This window comes from Streptomyces alanosinicus, assembly GCF_014650595.1.
Lineage (GTDB): Bacteria > Actinomycetota > Actinomycetes > Streptomycetales > Streptomycetaceae > Streptomyces > Streptomyces alanosinicus.
This window is the reverse complement of the sequence record NZ_BMVG01000003.1, coordinates 100744-119045: the sequence shown is the minus strand read 5'-3', so window position 1 is coordinate 119045 and position 18302 is coordinate 100744. Positions and strand designations below refer to the sequence as shown.

At 73.2% G+C, this 18302-nt stretch carries 15 protein-coding genes; 14 read left to right on the top strand and 1 reads right to left on the bottom strand.

Annotated elements, in window-relative coordinates:
* Positions 1-85 precede the first annotated feature (85 nt).
* From IE277_RS09140 to IE277_RS09120, 5 genes are all read left to right on the top strand, one after another.
* Positions 86-1231 (top strand): ROK family glucokinase, encoded by a 1146-nt coding sequence (locus IE277_RS09140; RefSeq protein WP_189950360.1) that lies wholly within the window; start codon positions 86-88, stop codon positions 1229-1231.
* Complete coding sequence (locus IE277_RS09135) at positions 1228-1809, top strand: sugar kinase (protein WP_189950358.1); 582 nt, start codon at positions 1228-1230, stop codon at positions 1807-1809. Before IE277_RS09140 ends, IE277_RS09135 begins: the two co-directional genes overlap by 4 nt.
* Before the next feature lie 97 nt (positions 1810-1906).
* Complete coding sequence (locus IE277_RS09130) at positions 1907-4777, top strand: SCO1167/SCO6262 family helicase (RefSeq protein WP_189950356.1); 2871 nt, start codon at positions 1907-1909, stop codon at positions 4775-4777.
* Positions 4778-5427: 650 nt separating this feature from the next.
* Entirely contained in the window at positions 5428-7248 is a 1821-nt protein-coding gene (locus IE277_RS09125) for an SWIM zinc finger family protein (RefSeq protein WP_229881056.1), read from the top strand.
* Positions 7249-7526: 278 nt separating this feature from the next.
* Positions 7527-10256 (top strand): MFS transporter, encoded by a 2730-nt coding sequence (locus tag IE277_RS09120; protein ID WP_189950354.1) that lies wholly within the window; start codon positions 7527-7529, stop codon positions 10254-10256.
* Between the two features lie 92 nt (positions 10257-10348).
* On the opposite strand, the gene IE277_RS09115 is transcribed toward IE277_RS09120, so the two are convergent.
* Positions 10349-10687 carry a hypothetical protein gene (locus IE277_RS09115; protein ID WP_189950352.1) on the bottom strand — a complete coding sequence of 113 codons (339 nt, stop codon included), beginning with the start codon at positions 10685-10687 and terminating at the stop codon, positions 10349-10351.
* Positions 10688-10990: 303 nt separating this feature from the next.
* Here IE277_RS09115 and IE277_RS09110 point away from each other — a divergent pair, with 303 nt between their 5' ends.
* The 9 genes from IE277_RS09110 (at position 10991) to IE277_RS09070 (ending at position 18246) form a co-directional block, all read left to right on the top strand.
* The gene (locus IE277_RS09110) at positions 10991-11518 is read left to right on the top strand and encodes a hypothetical protein (protein ID WP_189950350.1); all 528 of its coding nucleotides are present in this window, start codon (positions 10991-10993) and stop codon (positions 11516-11518) included.
* 169 nt (positions 11519-11687) lie between these two features.
* Positions 11688-12977, top strand: a complete 1290-nt coding sequence (gene pcaDC / locus IE277_RS09105) for a bifunctional 3-oxoadipate enol-lactonase/4-carboxymuconolactone decarboxylase PcaDC (RefSeq protein ID WP_229881054.1) — start codon at positions 11688-11690, stop codon at positions 12975-12977.
* A 35-nt stretch (positions 12978-13012) separates the two neighbouring features.
* On the top strand, positions 13013-13648 hold the full coding sequence (locus IE277_RS09100; protein ID WP_189950345.1) for an MBL fold metallo-hydrolase: 636 nt from the start codon (positions 13013-13015) through the stop codon (positions 13646-13648).
* 36 nt (positions 13649-13684) lie between these two features.
* On the top strand, positions 13685-14464 hold the full coding sequence (locus IE277_RS09095) for an exodeoxyribonuclease III (protein WP_189950342.1): 780 nt from the start codon (positions 13685-13687) through the stop codon (positions 14462-14464).
* A gap of 15 nt (positions 14465-14479) precedes the next feature.
* On the top strand, positions 14480-14899 hold the full coding sequence (locus tag IE277_RS09090; protein ID WP_189950341.1) for a DUF6278 family protein: 420 nt from the start codon (positions 14480-14482) through the stop codon (positions 14897-14899).
* 132 nt (positions 14900-15031) lie between these two features.
* A complete protein-coding gene (locus tag IE277_RS09085; protein ID WP_189950339.1) occupies positions 15032-15775 on the top strand; it encodes an amino acid ABC transporter ATP-binding protein in 744 nt (247 codons plus the stop codon).
* A gap of 17 nt (positions 15776-15792) precedes the next feature.
* Positions 15793-16716, top strand: coding sequence for a glutamate ABC transporter substrate-binding protein (locus IE277_RS09080; RefSeq protein ID WP_189950337.1), 924 nt, complete (start codon positions 15793-15795; stop codon positions 16714-16716).
* A gap of 10 nt (positions 16717-16726) precedes the next feature.
* Complete coding sequence (locus IE277_RS09075; RefSeq protein WP_189950336.1) at positions 16727-17371, top strand: amino acid ABC transporter permease; 645 nt, start codon at positions 16727-16729, stop codon at positions 17369-17371.
* A complete protein-coding gene (locus IE277_RS09070) occupies positions 17368-18246 on the top strand; it encodes an amino acid ABC transporter permease (RefSeq protein ID WP_189950334.1) in 879 nt (292 codons plus the stop codon). The genes IE277_RS09075 and IE277_RS09070 overlap by 4 nt, the downstream gene beginning before the upstream one ends.
* Positions 18247-18302: the final 56 nt, after the last annotated feature.

The window sequence follows — 18302 nt, the reverse complement described above, 5'->3', positions numbered from 1 at the left end:
GCACCCGCGAGCCGGCCGTGCTCGCGCGCCCCCTCTCCTTGCCCGTACAGCACCCCTACCGGCGGTGAGGCAGAATCGACAAACGATGAGCACCTACCGCGACCTCACCGCCCCCATCGGCTCCCGCCGCGCCCCGGTCCTGCGCACCGTCGGCACGCGCGAGCGCCGCTCCCACCTGACCGCACCCCGCGTGCCCACGGTCGGCATCGACATCGGCGGCACCAAGGTCATGGCGGGCGTCGTGGACGCCGACGGCAACATCCTGGAGAAGCTCCGCGCGGAGACCCCGGACAAGTCCAAGAGCCCCAAGGTCGTCGAGGACACCATCGTCGAACTGGTCCTGGACCTCTCCGACCGGCACGATGTGCACGCGGTCGGCATCGGCGCCGCCGGCTGGGTCGACGCCGACCGCAACCGCGTCCTGTTCGCACCCCATCTGTCCTGGCGCAACGAACCGCTGCGCGACCGGCTGAGCGGCCGCCTGTCCGTGCCGGTCCTCGTGGACAACGACGCGAACACCGCCGCCTGGGCGGAGTGGCGCTTCGGCGCCGGCCGCGGCGAGGACCACCTCGTCATGATCACCCTCGGTACCGGCATCGGCGGCGCCATCCTGGAGGACGGCCAGGTCAAGCGGGGCAAGTTCGGCGTCGCCGGCGAGTTCGGCCATATGCAGGTCGTCCCCGGCGGGCACCGCTGCCCGTGCGGCAACCGCGGCTGCTGGGAGCAGTACAGCTCCGGCAACGCCCTCGTCCGCGAGGCCCGGGAGCTGGCCGCCGCCGACTCGCCCGTCGCCTACGGCATCATCGAGCACGTCAAGGGCAGCATCGGCGACATCACCGGCCCGATGATCACCGAGCTGGCCCGCGAGGGCGATGCCATGTGCATCGAGCTGCTCCAGGACATCGGCCAGTGGCTCGGCGTCGGCATCGCCAACCTCGCCGCCGCCCTCGACCCCTCCTGCTTCGTCATCGGCGGCGGGGTCTCGGCCGCCGACGACCTGCTCATCGGACCGGCCCGGGAAGCCTTCAAACGCCATCTCACCGGCCGCGGCTACCGCCCCGAGGCCCGGATCACCCGCGCCCAGCTCGGCCCCGAGGCCGGCATGGTCGGCGCCGCCGACCTGGCCCGGCTGGTCGCCCGCCGGTTCCGCCGCGCCAAGCGCCGCCGGGTGGAGCGGTTCGAGCGCTACGAGCGGTACGCCCAGGCCCGCCGCGACAGGGACTCCGCATGATCGCCTCACTGCCCCGCCAGGCCGCCCCGCCGGACGAGCCGCGCCGCCCCGCAGAGGGCACGGGGCACAAGGCCAGACGGCGCGCGCTCACGCTGCTGATCATCGGCCTGCTGATCGGCGTCCCGGCCGGTTATCTGGTGATCTCCGCCAACCAGAGCCGTAACAGCGGCAAGGACAAGGAGGCGAAGTACTCGGCGACCGGCCTCGTCGCGGGCTACCCGTCGAAGGTGCAGCGCCGCCTCTACCAGGTGAGCGTCCCGCACCCCGCCGACTACGTCGCCTTCTACGAGACCAACAACTGGAAGACCAGCCGGCTCTATGTGCAGTTCCGCACCAACGCCGCGGGCCTGGACAGCTTCCTGCAGACGATCCGCACCGGCCGGGACAAGCTGAAGAAGGACGACATCAGCATCGGCGCCCGCGACCAGAAGGTCAGCGGCTGGCACTTCACCGGCCCCGGCCCCTGGTGGGGACTCACCCACGCGCAGAAGAACCCGGCGCCCACCCAGGACGTGGTCGTGAACATGTCCGACCCGAGCAACCCCATGGTGTACGTCGTCTCCCGCACCGTGCCGTGAGCACCGGCCCCGACCGGTCTCCGGGGCCCATTGTCAGACCCCGCCCGTAGAGTCGAAGACGGCTGATCGGCACAGGGGCGGGAGGTGGCAGGACGTGATGAGCAGTGGCTCGGCGGTGATGGCCGAGCGCAGGGGAGGGTCCGGGCGGACCGGGAGCGCGGTCCCCGTGCGCCTCGCGTCCGTCTATCTTCCCGCGCCCCTCCCGCGCGAGGGCCGCATCGCCTTCTGGGACCCCGAAGGCGGCGCCCTGCCCGCCGCGGCCGGCCCCGAGGCCGGCCCCGAAGGCGACAGGTCCGAGCTGACGGTCGTACGACGCCATGGAGCCGGTGTGCGCCGCCGTCAGGTGCCCGCGCTGACCCTGCCGCTCGCCGAGGCGCTGCCGCTGCTGGTCCGGGCCCGCCGCGACCCGTCCGCCCATCCGGCCACGGCCTGCTGGGGAGCCGCCGCGCTGCACGCGCTGCGCCTGGTCGCGCGCGGCCGGCTGCTGCCGGGCCTGACCCCCGCGGGCCAGGACGCCTGGCGGGCCGGCCCACTGGAGCCCGACGACATCGCCCATCTGCGCGCGGTGGCCGCGGCGCTGCCCCCGGAGGGCCACGCCGTGCCGCTGCCGGACCCCGGCCCGCTCCGGCTGCCCGAGCCGGAGGCCCTGGTCCGCTCCTTCCTGGACGCGGTCGCCGACACCCTGCCCCGCACCCCGGCCGCCCCGTACTCCTCCGGCCGGCCCTTCGCCGCCCGGGAGCCGGTGGCCCTGCCGGGTGCCCATGAGTGGGCCGCCGAGGTCGCCGCCGGCATGGACGCGGGCGTGCGGATCTCACTGCGCCTGGACCTGTCCGCGTACGACGTCTTCGACGCCGGTGCGCTCGACGGCGCCCGTGCCGCCGGAGCCGCCGTCGTGCAGGTGCACAGCCTCGCCGACCCCACTCTGGTGGCCGACGCGGCGGCCCTGTGGGCGCGGGAGGCCAGCGCCGCGTTCGGGCCCCGCGCACGTGTGGACGCCGCCCTCGCCGTACGGCGCGCCGCCCGCGTCTGGCCGCCCCTGGACCGGCTCGCCGAGCACGAGGTGCCGGACGTTCTCGCCCTGTCCGAGGAGGAGGTGGGCGAACTGCTCGGTGTCGGCGCCGCCCGGCTGGCCGCCGCCGGGGTCGCCGTGCACTGGCCGCGGGACCTCGCCCACGATCTGACGGCCGCCGCGGTGGTCCGCCCGGCCCCCGGCTCGGCGACCGACGGCACCGGCTCCTTCGAGAGCGAGGAGCTGCTGCAGTTCCGCTGGCAGCTGGCGATCGGCGGGGATCCGCTCAGCGAGGCAGAGATGGACGCCCTCGCCGAGGCCCACCGCCCGGTCGTCCGGCTCCGGGACCGCTGGGTGCTGGTCGACCCGGCCCTCGTCCGCAAGGCCCGCAAACGCGAACTGGGCCTGCTCGACCCGGTCGACGCCCTGTCCGTCGCGCTCACCGGCACCGCCGACGTCGACGGTGAGAGTGTCGAGGCCGTCCCGGTCGGCGCGCTGGCCGTGCTCCGCGACCGGCTCACCGCGGGCCTGCGCCCCGCCGCCCCGCCCCCGGGCCTCGCCGCCACCCTCCGCGACTACCAACTGCGGGGTCTCGCCTGGCTGGACCTCATGACCTCCCTCGGCCTCGGCGGCTGCCTCGCCGACGACATGGGTCTCGGCAAGACCGTCACCGTCATCGCCCTGCATCTCCAGCGCGCCCGTCCCGAGCCGACCCTGGTGGTCTGCCCCGCCTCCCTGCTCGGCAACTGGCAGCGGGAGATCAGCCGCTTCGCGCCCGGCGTGCCCGTCCGCCGCTTCCACGGCCAGGGTCGCACCCTGGACGGCCTCGACGGCGGCTTCGTCCTGACCACGTACGGCACCATGCGCTCCACCGCGGCCCGCCTGGCCGAACAGCCCTGGGGCATGGTCGTCGCCGACGAGGCCCAGCATGTGAAGAACCCCTACTCCGCCACGGCCAAGGCGCTGCGCACCGTCCCGGCACCGGCGCGGGTGGCGCTCACCGGCACCCCGGTGGAGAACAACCTCTCCGAACTGTGGGCCCTGCTCGACTGGACCACCCCCGGACTCCTCGGCCCCCTGAAGTCCTTCCGCGCCCGCCACGCCCGCGCGGTGGAGAACGGCGAGGACCAGGAAGCCGTCGAGCGCCTCGCCCGTCTGGTCCGCCCCTTCCTCCTGCGCCGCAAGAAGTCCGACCCGGGCATCGTCCCGGAACTGCCCCCCAAGACCGAGACGGACCACCCGGTGCCCCTCACCCGCGAGCAGGCCGCGCTGTACGAGGCGGTGGTGCGCGAGTCGATGCTGGCCATCGAGACCGCCGAGGGCATCGCGCGCCGGGGCCTGGTCCTGAAGCTGCTCGGCGCCCTGAAGCAGATCTGCGACCACCCCGCGCTGTATCTGAAGGAGGAGGGCGACATCTCCCGGGCGGCCCACCGCTCCGGCAAACTCGCCCTGCTGGACGAGCTGTTGGACACCCTGCTCGCCGAGGACGGCTCGGCGCTCGTCTTCACCCAGTACGTCGGCATGGCCCGCCTGATCACCGCCCACCTCTCCGCCCGCGCCGTCCCGGTCGACCTGCTGCACGGAGGGACCCCGGTCCCGGAGCGCGAGCGTATGGTGGACCGCTTCCAGAGCGGCGAGACCCCCGTCCTGGTGCTCTCCCTGAAGGCCGCCGGCACCGGCTTGAACCTCACGCGCGCGGGCCACGTCGTCCACTTCGACCGTTGGTGGAACCCCGCCGTGGAGGAGCAGGCCACCGACCGCGCGTACCGCATCGGCCAGACGCAGCCGGTCCAGGTCCACCGCCTGATCACCGAGGGCACGGTCGAGGACCGCATCGCCGAGATGCTCATCGCCAAGCGCGCCCTGGCCGACGCCGTCCTCGGTTCCGGCGAGGCGGCCCTGACCGAACTGACCGACCGTGAGCTGTCCGACCTCGTCTCGCTGCGGAGGCCGTCATGACGAGCGCGGAACAACGCCCCGGTGACGCCGCCCGACGGGCCCTGCGGGAGGCCCGGCAGCGGGCGGAGGCCGAACGCGCCGAATCCGAACCGCGGGGGACCGAACCGCCGGGATGCGAACCGCCGGGGTCGGAACAGCCGGGTGCCGAGCGGGCGGAGACCGGGCGGAAGAAGCCTGGGCAGGCGAGGGCGGCGTCCGGGTACGCGGCACCGCGGGCCGGCACCGTGGGGCCGAGGCCCGCGGATGTCGTCCGGGCCGCTCTCCGGTCGGCCGTATCGGCACTGCCCGCCCGGCCGGGCGGGGACGGCGCGACGGAGGAGACGGCCGGCGCGGCGGACGAGCGCGGAGAGTCCGCCGCATCTGGCGACGGCGACACGACCGACGCTTCGGCGCACCCCGCGCACCCCGCGCACCCCGCGCACCCCGCGCACCCCGCGCACCCCGCGCACCCCGTGAACGTTGTTGACGGTGTGTGGCCCGGTGCCACGACACAGTCCGCGGACACGGGTGACGGGGGCGCGCCCGGAGCCGCTGGTGTGGTTGACAGGGCTGTGCCTGGGACCGCTGGTGCGGATGAGCGGGCCGTGTCCGGGGCCGCTCGTGCGGATGACCGGGCTGTGCCCAGGGCCGCTCGTGCGGATGACCGGGCCGTGCCAGGGACCGCTCGTGCGGATGACGGGGAGGCGCCCGGGAGCGGTCGCGCGGATCATCGGGGCGCGCCCGGAGCCGCTCGTGCGGAACGGCTCACCGGGAGCCCTGCCGACCGGGCCCGAGAGGCGCTCCGGGCCGCCCGGCGGGAGGCGCTGCGCGCCGAGGCCGAGGCCGCCGCGCGCGGCGAGCAGACGGCCGAGCCGGGCAGGCGGCGCGGCCCCCGCGCCACGGGGAGTCCCGCTCCCGCGCCGCGCGTGACACCCGCCCCTGGACCGGGCTCCCCGACAGCCCGCGTCAAGGCCGCCCAGGACATGCGCCAGTACCTGGCGAACGCCTTCCGCATGCCGGCCTGCTCCGACACCCCGGAAGAGGAGCCACACCCCGTCGCCACCGGTGCCGCCACCGACGGCACGGATACCACCGACGGCACGGGCACCACCGGCGGGACCGACAGCACCGGCACCACCGACAGCACCGGCGCCACCGACACAGCCGAGCCGCCCCCCGTGACCGAGACCGCGACCGTCGGATCCCCGCACGTGCCGTCCACCATGGCCTCCCCTCACCGCGACAGCGAACTGCGCCGCACTTTCCCGGCGTTCCCGCCCCGCGCGGCCGGTGCCGAGGATGCGCCGTTCGCCGCCACCTGGTGGGGCAACGCATGGACGGCCGCGCTGGAGCGGGGCGCGCTGGACGCCAAGCGGGTGGCCCGGGGCCGCGGCTATGCCGACCAGGGGCATGTCGACGCGATCACCGTGACACCGGGGCTCGTGCTGGCGTACGTGCGCGGGAGCCGGCCCCGCCCGTACCGCGTGCAGATGCGGGTGCGCACGCTGGAGGGCGAGGACTGGGCGCGGTTCCTGGACGCGGCCGCCGACCGGCCGGGGGACATCGCCGCGCTGCTCGACAAGGAACTGCCCCAGTCCCTCGCCGACTGCGGTGTCCCGCTGCTGCCCGGCCCCGGCGACCTCGCCCCGCGCTGCAGCTGCCCCGACTCCGGTCACCCCTGCAAGCACGCGGCCGCGCTGTGCTACCAGACGGCACGACTGCTCGACACCGACCCGTTCGTGCTGCTCCTGCTGCGCGGCCGCGGCGAGAACGACCTGCTGGACGCGCTGTCCCGGCGCAGTGCCGCCCGCGCGGCCCGGGCCGCCCAGGAGCGGCAGCCGCGCTCCCTGCCCGGGGTACGCGCCGCCGACGCCCTCGCCCCGCGCCAACTCCCCCCGCTGCCACCGCCGCCCGCGCCGCCCCCGCACCCCGAGCAGCCCCCGGTGTATCCGGCGGCCCCCGGCGGCCCGGACCCCTTTGCGCTGGACCAGCTGGCGACCGACGCCGCCGGCCGTGCCCACGCCCTGCTCACCACCGGAGCCGACCCGGTCGGCGAACTGACCCTGTGGCAGGACGCCGTGCGACTGGCCGCCGCCCGCCCCGGTTCCGGACTCACGGCCGCCACCCGCACGCTGTACGCCACGCTCGCCACGGCCGTCGGCCGCACCCCCGCCGACCTCGCGCGTGCCGTCGCGGCCTGGCGGCAGGGCGGGAGCGCGGGGCTCGCGGTCCTGGAGGAGGCGTGGGACCCGCCGGCCGGGCGCTTCGACCGGGCCCGCCCGCTGCTGCTCGCCGCCGACCTGCCGGCGTTCCGCCCCTGGCGCAACCACCTCACCCACCCGCGCGGACATGTCCAGCTCCGCCTCGGCCGGGACGGCCTGTGGTATGCGTACGAGTCGGAACCCGGCCGCGACGACTGGTGGCCCCGCGGCACCCCGGACCTCGACCCGGTCGGCGCCCTGACCGGCCTCGGCACCCCGGACGACACCTGAGCGACCCACGACCACGGCCAAATGCCCCCGAGGAAGGGGCTCCTGGCCCGCCGCCGCGGCCGTGACCTCGTCGCTCTCGGCTGTCGGCAGAGGGGTGACGCGGCCCGTGCCGGCCGGGCCTACACTCACTTGGTAGCCGCAAGCAACAGAATGTGGCGCGGCCGCGGCGGGGTCGCCACGACGACCGGTTCACCGCAGCACACGAGTTCACCGCACAACACGAGCCTCGGGGCCGGGCAGCGCTCGGGCGGCGAGGCGAGGCAAGGAGATCCGCACGCATGACCACGTCCGCATCCCCGGCCCGCGGGGGAACCGTAGCGATATCCGGGTCGGCGCCGCCGGCCGACGGCAGGCTGACCCATCGTCAGATCATGACGATCCTCAGCGGCCTGATGCTGGGGATGTTCCTTGCGGCGCTCGACCAGACGATCGTCAGCACCTCGATCCGTACCATCGCCGACGATCTGCACGGCCTGAGCGCACAGGCGTGGGTCACCACCGCGTACCTGATCACCTCCACCATCAGCACGCCGCTGTACGGAAAGCTCTCCGACCTCTACGGCCGTAAGCCCTACTTCCTCGCGGCCATCACGATCTTCGTCATCGGCTCGGCGGCCTGTTCGTTCGCCACCTCGATGACGGAGCTGTCCGCCTTCCGGGCCTTCCAGGGCATCGGCGCCGGCGGTCTGATGTCCCTGGCGCTGGCGATCATCGGGGACATCGTCCCGCCCCGCGAGCGGGCCCGCTACCAGGGCTACATGCTCGCGACGTTCGGCTCCTCCAGCGTGCTCGGCCCGCTCATCGGCGGCTTCCTGGCGGGCCGCAGCAGCATCCTGGCCATCTCCGGCTGGCGCTGGGTGTTCCTGGTCAACGTGCCCATCGGGATCATCGCGCTGTTCGTCGTCGCCAAGGTGCTGAACCTCCCGCACACCCGGCGCGAGCACCGCATCGACTGGTGGGGCGCGCTCACCATCGCGATCGGCGTGGTGCCGCTGCTGCTGGTGGCCGAGCAGGGCCAGAGCTGGGGCTGGACCTCCACGAAGGCCTGCGTCTGCTACGGGGTCGGCGTGGTCGGCCTGATCGCCTGGGTCTTCATCGAACGGGCCATGGGCGAGGAGGCCCTGATCCCGATGCGGCTGTTCCGCAGCCCGGTCTTCAGCAAGATGAGCCTGCTGTCCGTGATCGTCGGCATGGGCATGTTCGGCGGGCTGATGATGGTCCCGCTGTATCTGCAGATCGTGAAGGGCGTCAGCCCCACCAAGTCCGGTCTGCTGATGCTCCCGTTGATGATCGGGATGATCGCCGGGACCGTCGTGGTCGGCGGCATCATCCAGAAGACCGGCAAGTACAAGGTCTACCCCGTCATCGGCACCCTGCTGATCATCGCCGCGCTGCTGCTGTTCCACTACCGGGTGCAGTGGGACACGGCGCTGCCGGAGACCATGGCCTACATGGCGCTGTTCGGCGTCGGCCTCAGCGGCTGTATGCAGATCCTGACCCTGGCCGTGCAGAACGACGTCGAGCCCAAGGACATGGGCGTGGCGACCGCCTCGGCCACTTTCTTCCGGCAGATGGGCGGCACCGCCGGTACGGCGATCTTCCTCTCCGTGCTGTTCAGCACCGTCGGCGACAAGATCGGCTCGGCCTTCCGGGACGCCGCGCGGACGCCCGCGTTCCAGGCCGCGCTCCATGACCCGGCCGTGCGCGCCGACCCCGCGAACAAGCCGGTGCTGCAGATGCTGTCGCACCCCGGGGCGAGCGGCGGCAGCGGCTCGGGCGTCCTCGACGACTCCTCGTTCATCCAGCGGCTCGACCCGCGGCTGGCCCAGCCGTTCAAGGCCGGCTTCACCGACTCGATGCAGCTCGTGTTCCTCATCGCGGCGGCCGTGATGGTCCTGGGCTTCCTGGTCGCCGTGTGGACCAAGGAGGTGCCGCTGCGCCAGGTCTCCGGACTGGAGGCACGGGCGGCGGAGGAGAACGGCACCCCGGCGCCGGCGCCGGCGGCGACCACCGCCGAGCCGACCACCGCCGAGCCGACCACCGCCGAGCCGACCACCGCCGAGCCGGTCGTCGCCCATCCGGTCGTCGCCGAGTCCGCCGCGGCCGAGTCCGTCGCCGCCGAGCCTGCCGCGCCCGCGCGCACCGCCGCCGAATCGGCACCCGGCGGGAGCCGTCCCCCATCCGGCCCGGTGGCCGACCGGTTCGAGCCCGTGCCCGGTGCCGGGCGGCACAGCGTCCACGGCCGGGTGCTGGACGGCACGGGCGCCGCGGTGCCACAGGCCGTCGTCACCCTGATCGACGTCAAGGGACGGCAGCTCGGCCGTGCCGTCAGCGGCGCGGACGGCGGCTACACCCTGGCCGTCGGCGGCCCCGGCACCTATGTGCTGATCGGCGCCGCCGGTGCCCGGCAGCCGCAGGCCGTCACGGTGCTGGTCGGCGAGGAGCCGGTCGAGTGCGACCTCGCGCTCAGCGGCACCGTGGCCCTCACCGGGTCCGTGCGGGACGCCGTCGACGGACGCCCGCTGCCGGGAGCGCTGCTCGTCGCCACCGACGTACGCGGCGAGGTCGTGTCCTCCGGAACGTCGGCCGCGGACGGCGCCTTCGCGCTGAGCGACCTGGTCCCCGGCGGCTACACGCTCGTGGTGAACGCGCCCGGATACCGCCCGGCCGCCCTCGCGGCCGACGTCGCACCGGGAACCGGCGAGGCCTGCGAGGTCCGCCTCGAACCGGGCGCCCGGCTGGGCGGCGTGGTCAGCACCGCCACCGGCGACCCGCTCGACGAGGCCAAGGTCACCCTGCTGGACTCGGCCGGGAACGTGGTCGGCACCGCGATCACCGGCCCCGACGGCGCCTACGGCTTCACCGACCTGGACGGCGGCGAGTACACCGTCATCGCCAGCGGCTACGCCCCGGTCGCCGCGTCGCTGCGCGTGGACGGCGGCGGCACCACCGGCTTCGACCTCGAACTGTCCCACCAGGACGCCCACCAGGACGAAGCGGCCCGATAACACCCACGCCCGGGCCGCGCCCACGAAGCCCCGCCGGAATCTTCCGGCGGGGCTTTCGCGTACGGCGGAGCGGGGAAGCGGGGCTTCTCGGTCTACCCCGGTCGTCCCTCCGTCTCCTCCACCGCCCCGGTCTGCTCCGGCGCCCGGCCGAGGGCGAGACGGCACTCGGCCTCCGAGACCCGGTTGGCGAACTCCAGCAGGGGCAGATGGTGCGACACGGCCAGCCGATGGCTCTCGGCGTGCAGATCCAGCGCCGTCTCCAGCCGCCCCAGGACCCGCGCGGTGACGGCGAGGCCGCGCAGCGCGGCGCACTTGCCGCGGGGGTCGCCGAGTTCCTCGAACGCGCGCAGGGCGGCGCGGCCGGCCCGGAGGGCTGCCCCGGGCCGGACCCGGTGCGGATTCACCATGATCGAGACCTGTGCGTCGGCCACGGTCCAGCGGCTGTGGTGCGCGCGCCCCAGTTCGACGGCCCGCTCGTAGCACGCGCGCGGTGTCCTTGTCGCCCTGGTAGGAGGCGGCTGTCCCGCGGCAGATGACGCTCTCCGCGTGCCCACCGCATCGCCGCGAACCACATCGGGGTGCCCGTGGGCACGGTGAAATCCCGCACCCACTACGCGATACGCACCCTCCGGCCGATTCCGCAGCGGCACGGACTCGTACCCCAGTGCGCCTGAATCGCCGTAGGGACCACGTCGTTGGGCCTCTTGCCGAAGACCTTTCGAGAGACGGACGGAATGCGCAGAACTTTCCTGGCGACGGGCGTCGCACTGGCCGCCACCCTCACCGGCTGCACCGCCGCACAACCCCCGGCCGCTGGATCGCCCTGGAACGCCGAGGCCGTGCGGGAAGCCACCGAGGAGTTCACCTCCCTCTGCGCCGAGCCGGCCGGACCGCCCGGAACCGGCGGCGGCGCTCCGCCGGCCGCCCAGGCCGTCGCGAGGACGGGCGCGGCGAGAACCCTCGCCGCGCGGACAGAGCCGAGCGAGGGCGACGAGGAACCCATGCCCCCCTTGCCGGACGCGACGCTCCTCGTCTTCTGTGTCTACAGCCCACCGCCCGTGTCCACGTCCCCCGTCCCGGCACCCGAGCCGCCGTCCTGCCCGGCCCGGCAGGTCTCCGTCGCCCGGCCGAGGGCCGGGGTCGCCTGGGCCGTCGCACCCGACGGCACGCCCACGCCCTTCCCGTACCCACGGCTCGCGGCCCTTCACGAGGAGAACTGCGCCCCCGTGGTGGAGGACTCCGAGGCCTGGCTGTGGCATTGAACTCCCTTAGAATTCCACGGAGTTGATCCCCGCGGCCGGGATCAATGCGAGGTGCCGGTGACAAGAACGAGAAGGCGAAGGACACGTGAAACGGCGCGCGTGACGTGTTCACCCCACGGCCTCCCGCCCCCGGCGCAGGCCCGGCCGTCAGATGTGGCACCGTGAGCGGGTGAGCACGACGACGACCAAACCCCTGGAATACGGCTTTGACGGGCCGGACGGCGCCCCGGTCCTGGTTCTCGGACCCTCCCTCGGCACGACACGCCATATGTGGGACCGTCAGGTGCCGGAACTGACCAAACAGTGGCGAGTCCTCCGGTTCGACCTGCCCGGCCACGGCGGCGCCCCCGCCCACCCGGCCGGTTCCGTCGCCGAGCTGACCACCCGGCTGCTGGCCACGCTGGACGCCCTCGGCATGCAGCGGTTCGGCTACGCGGGCTGCGCGCTGGGCGGTGCGATCGGCGTCGAGCTGGCCCTGCGCCACCCCGAGCGGCTCGCCTCGCTGGCGCTGGTCGCGACCTCGCCCCGGTTCGGGACCGCCGACGAGTTCCGCCAGCGCGGGGTGATCGTCCGTACGAACGGCCTGGAGCCGATCTCCCGGACCGCCCCGGAGCGCTGGTTCACCGGCGGGTTCGCCGCGGCCCAGCCGGCGATCACCGAGTGGGCGGTGCAGATGGTCCGCACCACCGACCCGGGCTGCTACATCGCCGCCTGCGAGGCCCTCGCCGCCTTCGACGTGCGGCCCGAGCTGGGCCGGGTCGGCGTACCGACGCTGGTGCTCGTCGGCTCCGACGACCAGGTCACCGGGCCCGCCGAGGCCCGCACCCTGGTCGCGGGCATCCCGGACGCCCGGCTCGCGGTCGTCCCCGGGGCCTCCCATCTGGTCCCGGTCGAGCAGCCCGCGGCCGTCACCGACCTGCTGGCGCACCACTTCGCCACCGCCTGGCAGCAGCCCTACGACACCGGCCAGACGGTCCTGCCGACGGCGTCGGCCCTGCCCGTCCCCGCGGTGGCGCCCGCGCCCATGCCGCGCGCCGAGATAGCCCCGCTCGCCGTACCGGCCCAGCCGGCCGCGCGGGCCGACCGGTACGAGAACGGGCTCAGGATCCGCCGGGAGGTGCTGGGCGACGCGCACGTGGACGGGCAGCTGGCGCAGTCCGACGGCTTCACCGGGGACTTCCAGGACCTCGTCACCCGCTACGCCTGGGGCGAGATCTGGGACCGGCCGGGTCTGGACCGCCGTACCCGCAGCTGTGTCACCCTGACCGCGCTCGTCGCGGGCGGCCACCTGGAGCAGCTGGCCGTGCACACCCGGGCCGCCCTGCGCAACGGGCTCACCCCGGACGAGATCAAGGAGGTGCTGCTGCAGACGGCCGTGTACTGCGGAGCGCCGGCCGCGCAGAGCGCGTTCCGGGTGGCCCGGCAGGTCATACAGGAGGAGACCACCCCCGCGGAGTGAGCCGTCCGCCGCCGCACGGGGCAGGATGGGGAGCCATGAAGCTCACGAAGAAGTCCCATGCCTGTGTGCGGCTGGAGAAGGACGGGCGGACGCTCGTCATCGATCCCGGCGGGTTCAGCGAGCAGGACGCGGCGGTCGGCGCGGACGCCGTCCTGGTCACCCATGAGCACCCGGACCACTTCGACGAGGGCCGGCTGCGGGCCGCCCTGGAGGCGAACCCGGCCGCCGAGATCTGGACGCTGAAGTCCGTCGCCGACCAGCTCACGGCGGCCTTCCCGGGCCGGGTGCACACCGTCGGCCACGGCGACACCTTCACCGCCGCCGGCTTCGACGTCCAGGTCCACGGCGAGCTGCACGCGGTGATCCACCCGGACATCCCGCGCATCACCAACGTCGGCTATCTGATCGACGGCGGCCGGGTCTTCCACCCGGGTGACGCCCTCACGGTCCCCGACCGGCCGGTTCAGACACTGATGCTTCCGGTGATGGCCCCATGGAACAAGATCTCCGAGGTCATCGACTATGTCCGGGAGCTGAGGCCGCAGCGCGCCTACGACGTCCACGACGCCCTGCTCACCGACCTCGCCCGCCCGATCTACGACCGCCAGATCGGCGCCCTCGGCGGCACCGACCACCAGCGGCTGACCCCGGGCGCCTCGGCGGAGCTCTGAGGCCCGTTGTCAGACCCTCCGGGTAGGTTGTGAGACATGCGCATCGCTACCTGGAACGTGAACTCGATCACCGCCCGCCTTCCGAGGCTGCTGGCCTGGCTGGAGAGCAGCGGCACCGATGTGCTGTGCCTGCAGGAGGCCAAGGTCGCCGAGGAGCAGTTCCCGTTCGACGAGCTGCGCGAACTGGGCTATGAATCGGCGGTCCACGCCACCGGCCGGTGGAACGGCGTGGCGGTGCTCTCCAGGGTCGGCATCGAGGACGTCGTGAGGGGCCTGCCCGGCGACCCCGGTTACGACGGGGCCCAGGAGCCCCGCGCCCTCTCGGCCACCTGCGGCCCGCTCCGCGTCTGGTCGGTGTACGTCCCCAACGGCCGCGAGGTGGAGCACCCGCACTACGCGTACAAGCTCCAGTGGTTCGAGGCCCTCAGAGCGGCCGTCGCCGGCGACGCGGGCGACAGCCGCCCGTTCGCCGTCATGGGTGACTACAACGTGGCGCCGACCGACGACGACGTCTATGACGTGGCCGCCTTCGAGGGCTCCACCCACGTCACCCCCGCCGAGCGCGCCGCCCTGGCCGCCCTGCGCGAGGCGGGCCTGAGCGATGTGGTGCCCCGCCCCCTGAAGTACGACCACCCGTACACCTACTGGGACTACCGCCAGCTCTGCTTCCCGAAGAACCGCGGCATGCGCATCGACCTGGTGTACGGCAACGAACCGTTCGCGAAGGCCGTCAAGGACGCCTACGTCGACCGCGAGGAGCGCAAGGGCAAGGGCGCGTCCGATCACGCTCCGGTGGTGGTCGACCTCGACGTCTGATGCCACGCTGGGTCCATGAACCTTCCGTTCCTGGGCCACCGGCACAAGAAGAACGGTGACACGGCGCTCCCCTCGGACCCCGAGGCGGTGGCCGCGCTGCTGTCCGAGTGTGAACTGCTCCGCTCGCAGGCGGCCGAGGCGGGCGTCGGCCTCGATGACACCCCGGCCTCCCTGGAGGCCCTGGACCAGCTCGTCCCGCGCTGGCGCGACGACGCCGAGACCCTGCCCTGGCTGGGCCATGACGCGGGGCTGTATCTGGGCACGGTCGTGGTGCGCACGGTGCCCGGCGCCGCCTGGCTGATCCGCCCCGACGGCGAGCCCGTCCTCCGGCTGGCCTCCGGCCGTGAGGTCGAGGTCGCGGGCGCCGGACGGGACTGGGCCGCGAGCGGTGTCCCCGAGCTGTCCCAGCTGTACGCGGAGATCGCCGAGCCCTGAGCCCCCTCCTGCCGCCCCCTACCGGGCTTAAATACGGCTTATGCCCGAAAAGTGCGTGTCGTCCCTGAACTCCGTCGGCCGCTGGATAGTTTGCGGCGACCACGACACAGCGGAGAGTGGGTAGGGCTGCTTATGGCCGTCGATCCGTTGATCGAGCTGCAGGGCGTCAACAAGTACTACGGAGAACTGCACGTCCTCAAGGACATCGATCTCGCCGTCGGCAGGGGCGAGGTCGTCGTCGTCATCGGCCCGTCGGGATCGGGCAAGTCCACGCTGTGCAGGACGATCAACCGGCTGGAGACCGTCCAGTCCGGCACCATCACGCTCGACGGACGGCCGCTGCCCGAGGAGGGAAAGGCCCTCGCCCGGCTCCGCGCCGAGGTCGGCATGGTCTTCCAGTCCTTCAACCTCTTCGCCCACAAGACGGTCCTGCAGAACGTCTCCCTCGCCCAGGTCAAGGTCCGAGGACGCAAGAGGGACGAGGCCGACCGCCGCTCCCGCGAACTGCTCGAACGCGTCGGTCTCCGCGCCCACGCGGCCAAGTACCCCGCCCAGCTCTCCGGCGGTCAGCAGCAGCGTGTCGCCATCGCCCGCGCCCTGGCCATGGAACCCAAGGCGATGCTCTTCGACGAGCCCACCTCCGCCCTCGACCCGGAGATGATCAACGAGGTGCTGGAGGTCATGCGGCAGCTCGCCCGCGACGGCATGACCATGGTCGTCGTCACCCATGAGATGGGCTTCGCCCGCGCCTCCGCCAACCGGGTCGTCTTCATGGCCGACGGACGGATCGTCGAGGACCGCGCCCCGGAGGAGTTCTTCACCGACCCGCGCAGCGAGCGCGCCAAGGACTTCCTCTCCAAGATCCTCAAGCACTGACCGGGGGAGTGCGACCCATGTTCCGTACCACCCGGGTGCCCCTCGGACCGCGCGCCGCGCTGTGCGCCGCGCTCGCGCTGCTCGCCGTCGCCTGCGGCAAGGAGGGCAGCCCGCCGGGCAAGGGCCCGGCGGCCGACAAGCTCCCGCACTACCAGGTGGCCCAGGGCTACCGCCTGCCCGCGTCCGCCACCTGGCAGCGGGCGAAGCGGCGCGGCCACCTCGTCGTCGGCGCCAAGGAGGACCAGCCCTACCTGGGCGAGAAGGACCCGGCGACCGGCACCTACTCCGGCTTCGACATCGAGATCGCCAGGATGATGTCCGCCTCCCTCGGCTTTTCGCCGCAGTCGGTCCGCTTCCGCACCATCGCCTCCGCCAACCGCGAGACCGCCCTGCAGAACGGCCAGATCGACTACTACGTCGGCACCTACACCGTCAACGCGGGCCGCAAGAAGCTCGTCGGATTCGCCGGCCCCTACTACCTGGCCGGCCAGTCCTTGCTGGTCCGCAAGGACGAGAACGACATCCACGGCCCCCGGGACCTCGACGGCAGACGCGTGTGCTCGGCGGCCGGTTCGACGCCGTACCAGCGCATCAGGGCCGACTACCCGAAGGCGGACCTGGTGGCCTACGACACCTACTCCGTGTGCGTCGACAACCTCCTCACCTACCAGGTCGACGCGGTCACCACCGACGACGCCATCCTCATCGGCTACGCGGCGAAGGCCCCGGGCGAGCTCAAGGTCGTCGGCCGGCCCTTCTCCGCGGAGCCGTACGGCATCGGCGTCCCGCACGGCGACACCACCCTGCGGTTCGCCCTGGACGACGCGCTGGAGGCACGGGAGAAGAACGGCGACTGGAAGAAGGCGTACGAGGCCACGCTCGGCCTGTCCGGCGTGCCCGCCCCCGCCCCGCCCGCGATCGACCGCTACCCGGCGAGCTGACGAGGACGGCATGAACGTACTGACAGACAACCTCTCGACCTACTGGGAAGGTTTCCTCGGCACGGTCGAACTGACCGTCTACTCCTCCCTGCTGGCCCTTGTGCTGGGCTTCGTGATGGTGTCCTTCCGGGTCGCGCCCGTCGCGTCGCTGCGCGTCTTCGGCACGGTGTGGGTCACGGTGCTGCGGAACACCCCGCTCACCCTGCTCTTCTTCGCGGTGCTGCTCGGACTGCCGCGGTTCGGACTCGTCCTCCCCTTCAAGGTGTTCGCGGTCCTCGCCCTCGGCTGCTACACCTCCTCGTTCATCTGCGAGGCGCTGCGCTCGGGCATCAACACCGTGCCGACGGGACAGGGCGAGGCGGCCCGCAGCCTCGGTATGACCTTCGCTCAGACGCTGAGCGCGGTCGTGCTGCCGCAGGCCTTCCGCTCGGTGATCCCGCCGATCGGCTCCACACTCATCGCGCTCGCCAAGAACTCCGCGATCGCGGGCGCCTTCAGCGTCACCGAACTGCTCGGCACCTACAAGACCATGAGCGAGCTCGGCTACAACATCGTCTGGACGTTCGCCTGGATCGCCCTCGGCTACCTCGTCGTCACGCTCGCCATCAGCGCGCTGTTCCATGAGCTGGAACGGACCTGGGGGGTGGCGCGATGACCGGCGCCACCGCCCTGTACGACGTCCCCGGTCCCCGCACCCGGCGGCGGCACCGCCGCTACGGCGTCCTCGCCACCGCCGTGCTCCTCGGCCTGCTCGCCTGGGTGCTGTATCTCCTGTTCAGCACCGGGCAGTTCACGTACACCAAGTGGATGCCCTTCGCGTACAAGGGCATCCAGGAACTGCTGCTGCGCGGCCTCGGCAACACGCTCAGGGCCTTCGGGCTCGCCGCCGCCTTCTCCCTGGTCCTGGGCGGGGCGCTGGCGACGGGCCGGCTGTCGGACCACCGGCCCGTGCGCTGGGCGGCCACGGTCGTCGTGGAGTTCTTCCGCGCCATGCCCGTACTGGTGATGATCTTCTTCATCTTCGTGGCGCTGAAGGTGCAGCCGCTGCCCGCGCTGGTCGCCGGGCTCACCCTCTACAACGGCTCGGTGCTCGCCGAGGTCTTCCGCTCCGGGGTGAACGCCGTCGAACGCGGCCAGCGCGAGGCCGCGTTCGCGCTCGGCATGCGCAAGACGCAGGTCATGGCGCACGTCCTCGTCCCGCAGGCCGTACGCGCCATGCTGCCCGCCATCATCAGCCAGTTGGTGGTCGCCCTGAAGGACACCTCCCTCGGCTATCTCATCACCTACGAGGAGTTCCTCCATGCCGGGAAACTGATCGCCTCCAACCTCGACTACGATTTGCCGTTCATCCCCGTGGTGATGGTGATCTCGCCGATCTACATCGGGATGTGCATGCTGCTCTCGTGGTTCGCCGGCTGGGTGTCCCGCCGTGAGCAGCGCAGTCCCAAGACCGAGGCCGTGGCTGTCGCCGCGGCCGAGCCTGGGACGCTGCTGCCGGGTGGGGAGCCCCCCACGGCCCCGAGACCCTAGGTCCCGGCCCCCAGGGGGCAGCAGTTCACACGGGCCAGGCTCGTCCGGCGGCAGCC

Coding starts and splice junctions, on each gene's coding strand:
- IE277_RS09140 (WP_189950360.1), top strand. CDS start 86: ATGAGCACCTACCGCGACCTCACCGCCCCCATCGGCTCCCGCCGCGCC.
- IE277_RS09135 (WP_189950358.1), top strand. CDS start 1,228: ATGATCGCCTCACTGCCCCGCCAGGCCGCCCCGCCGGACGAGCCGCGC.
- IE277_RS09130 (WP_189950356.1), top strand. CDS start 1,907: ATGAGCAGTGGCTCGGCGGTGATGGCCGAGCGCAGGGGAGGGTCCGGG.
- IE277_RS09120 (WP_189950354.1), top strand. CDS start 7,527: ATGACCACGTCCGCATCCCCGGCCCGCGGGGGAACCGTAGCGATATCC.
- IE277_RS09110 (WP_189950350.1), top strand. CDS start 10,991: ATGCGCAGAACTTTCCTGGCGACGGGCGTCGCACTGGCCGCCACCCTC.
- IE277_RS09100 (WP_189950345.1), top strand. CDS start 13,013: ATGAAGCTCACGAAGAAGTCCCATGCCTGTGTGCGGCTGGAGAAGGAC.
- IE277_RS09095 (WP_189950342.1), top strand. CDS start 13,685: ATGCGCATCGCTACCTGGAACGTGAACTCGATCACCGCCCGCCTTCCG.
- IE277_RS09090 (WP_189950341.1), top strand. CDS start 14,480: ATGAACCTTCCGTTCCTGGGCCACCGGCACAAGAAGAACGGTGACACG.
- IE277_RS09085 (WP_189950339.1), top strand. CDS start 15,032: ATGGCCGTCGATCCGTTGATCGAGCTGCAGGGCGTCAACAAGTACTAC.
- IE277_RS09080 (WP_189950337.1), top strand. CDS start 15,793: ATGTTCCGTACCACCCGGGTGCCCCTCGGACCGCGCGCCGCGCTGTGC.
- IE277_RS09075 (WP_189950336.1), top strand. CDS start 16,727: ATGAACGTACTGACAGACAACCTCTCGACCTACTGGGAAGGTTTCCTC.
- IE277_RS09070 (WP_189950334.1), top strand. CDS start 17,368: ATGACCGGCGCCACCGCCCTGTACGACGTCCCCGGTCCCCGCACCCGG.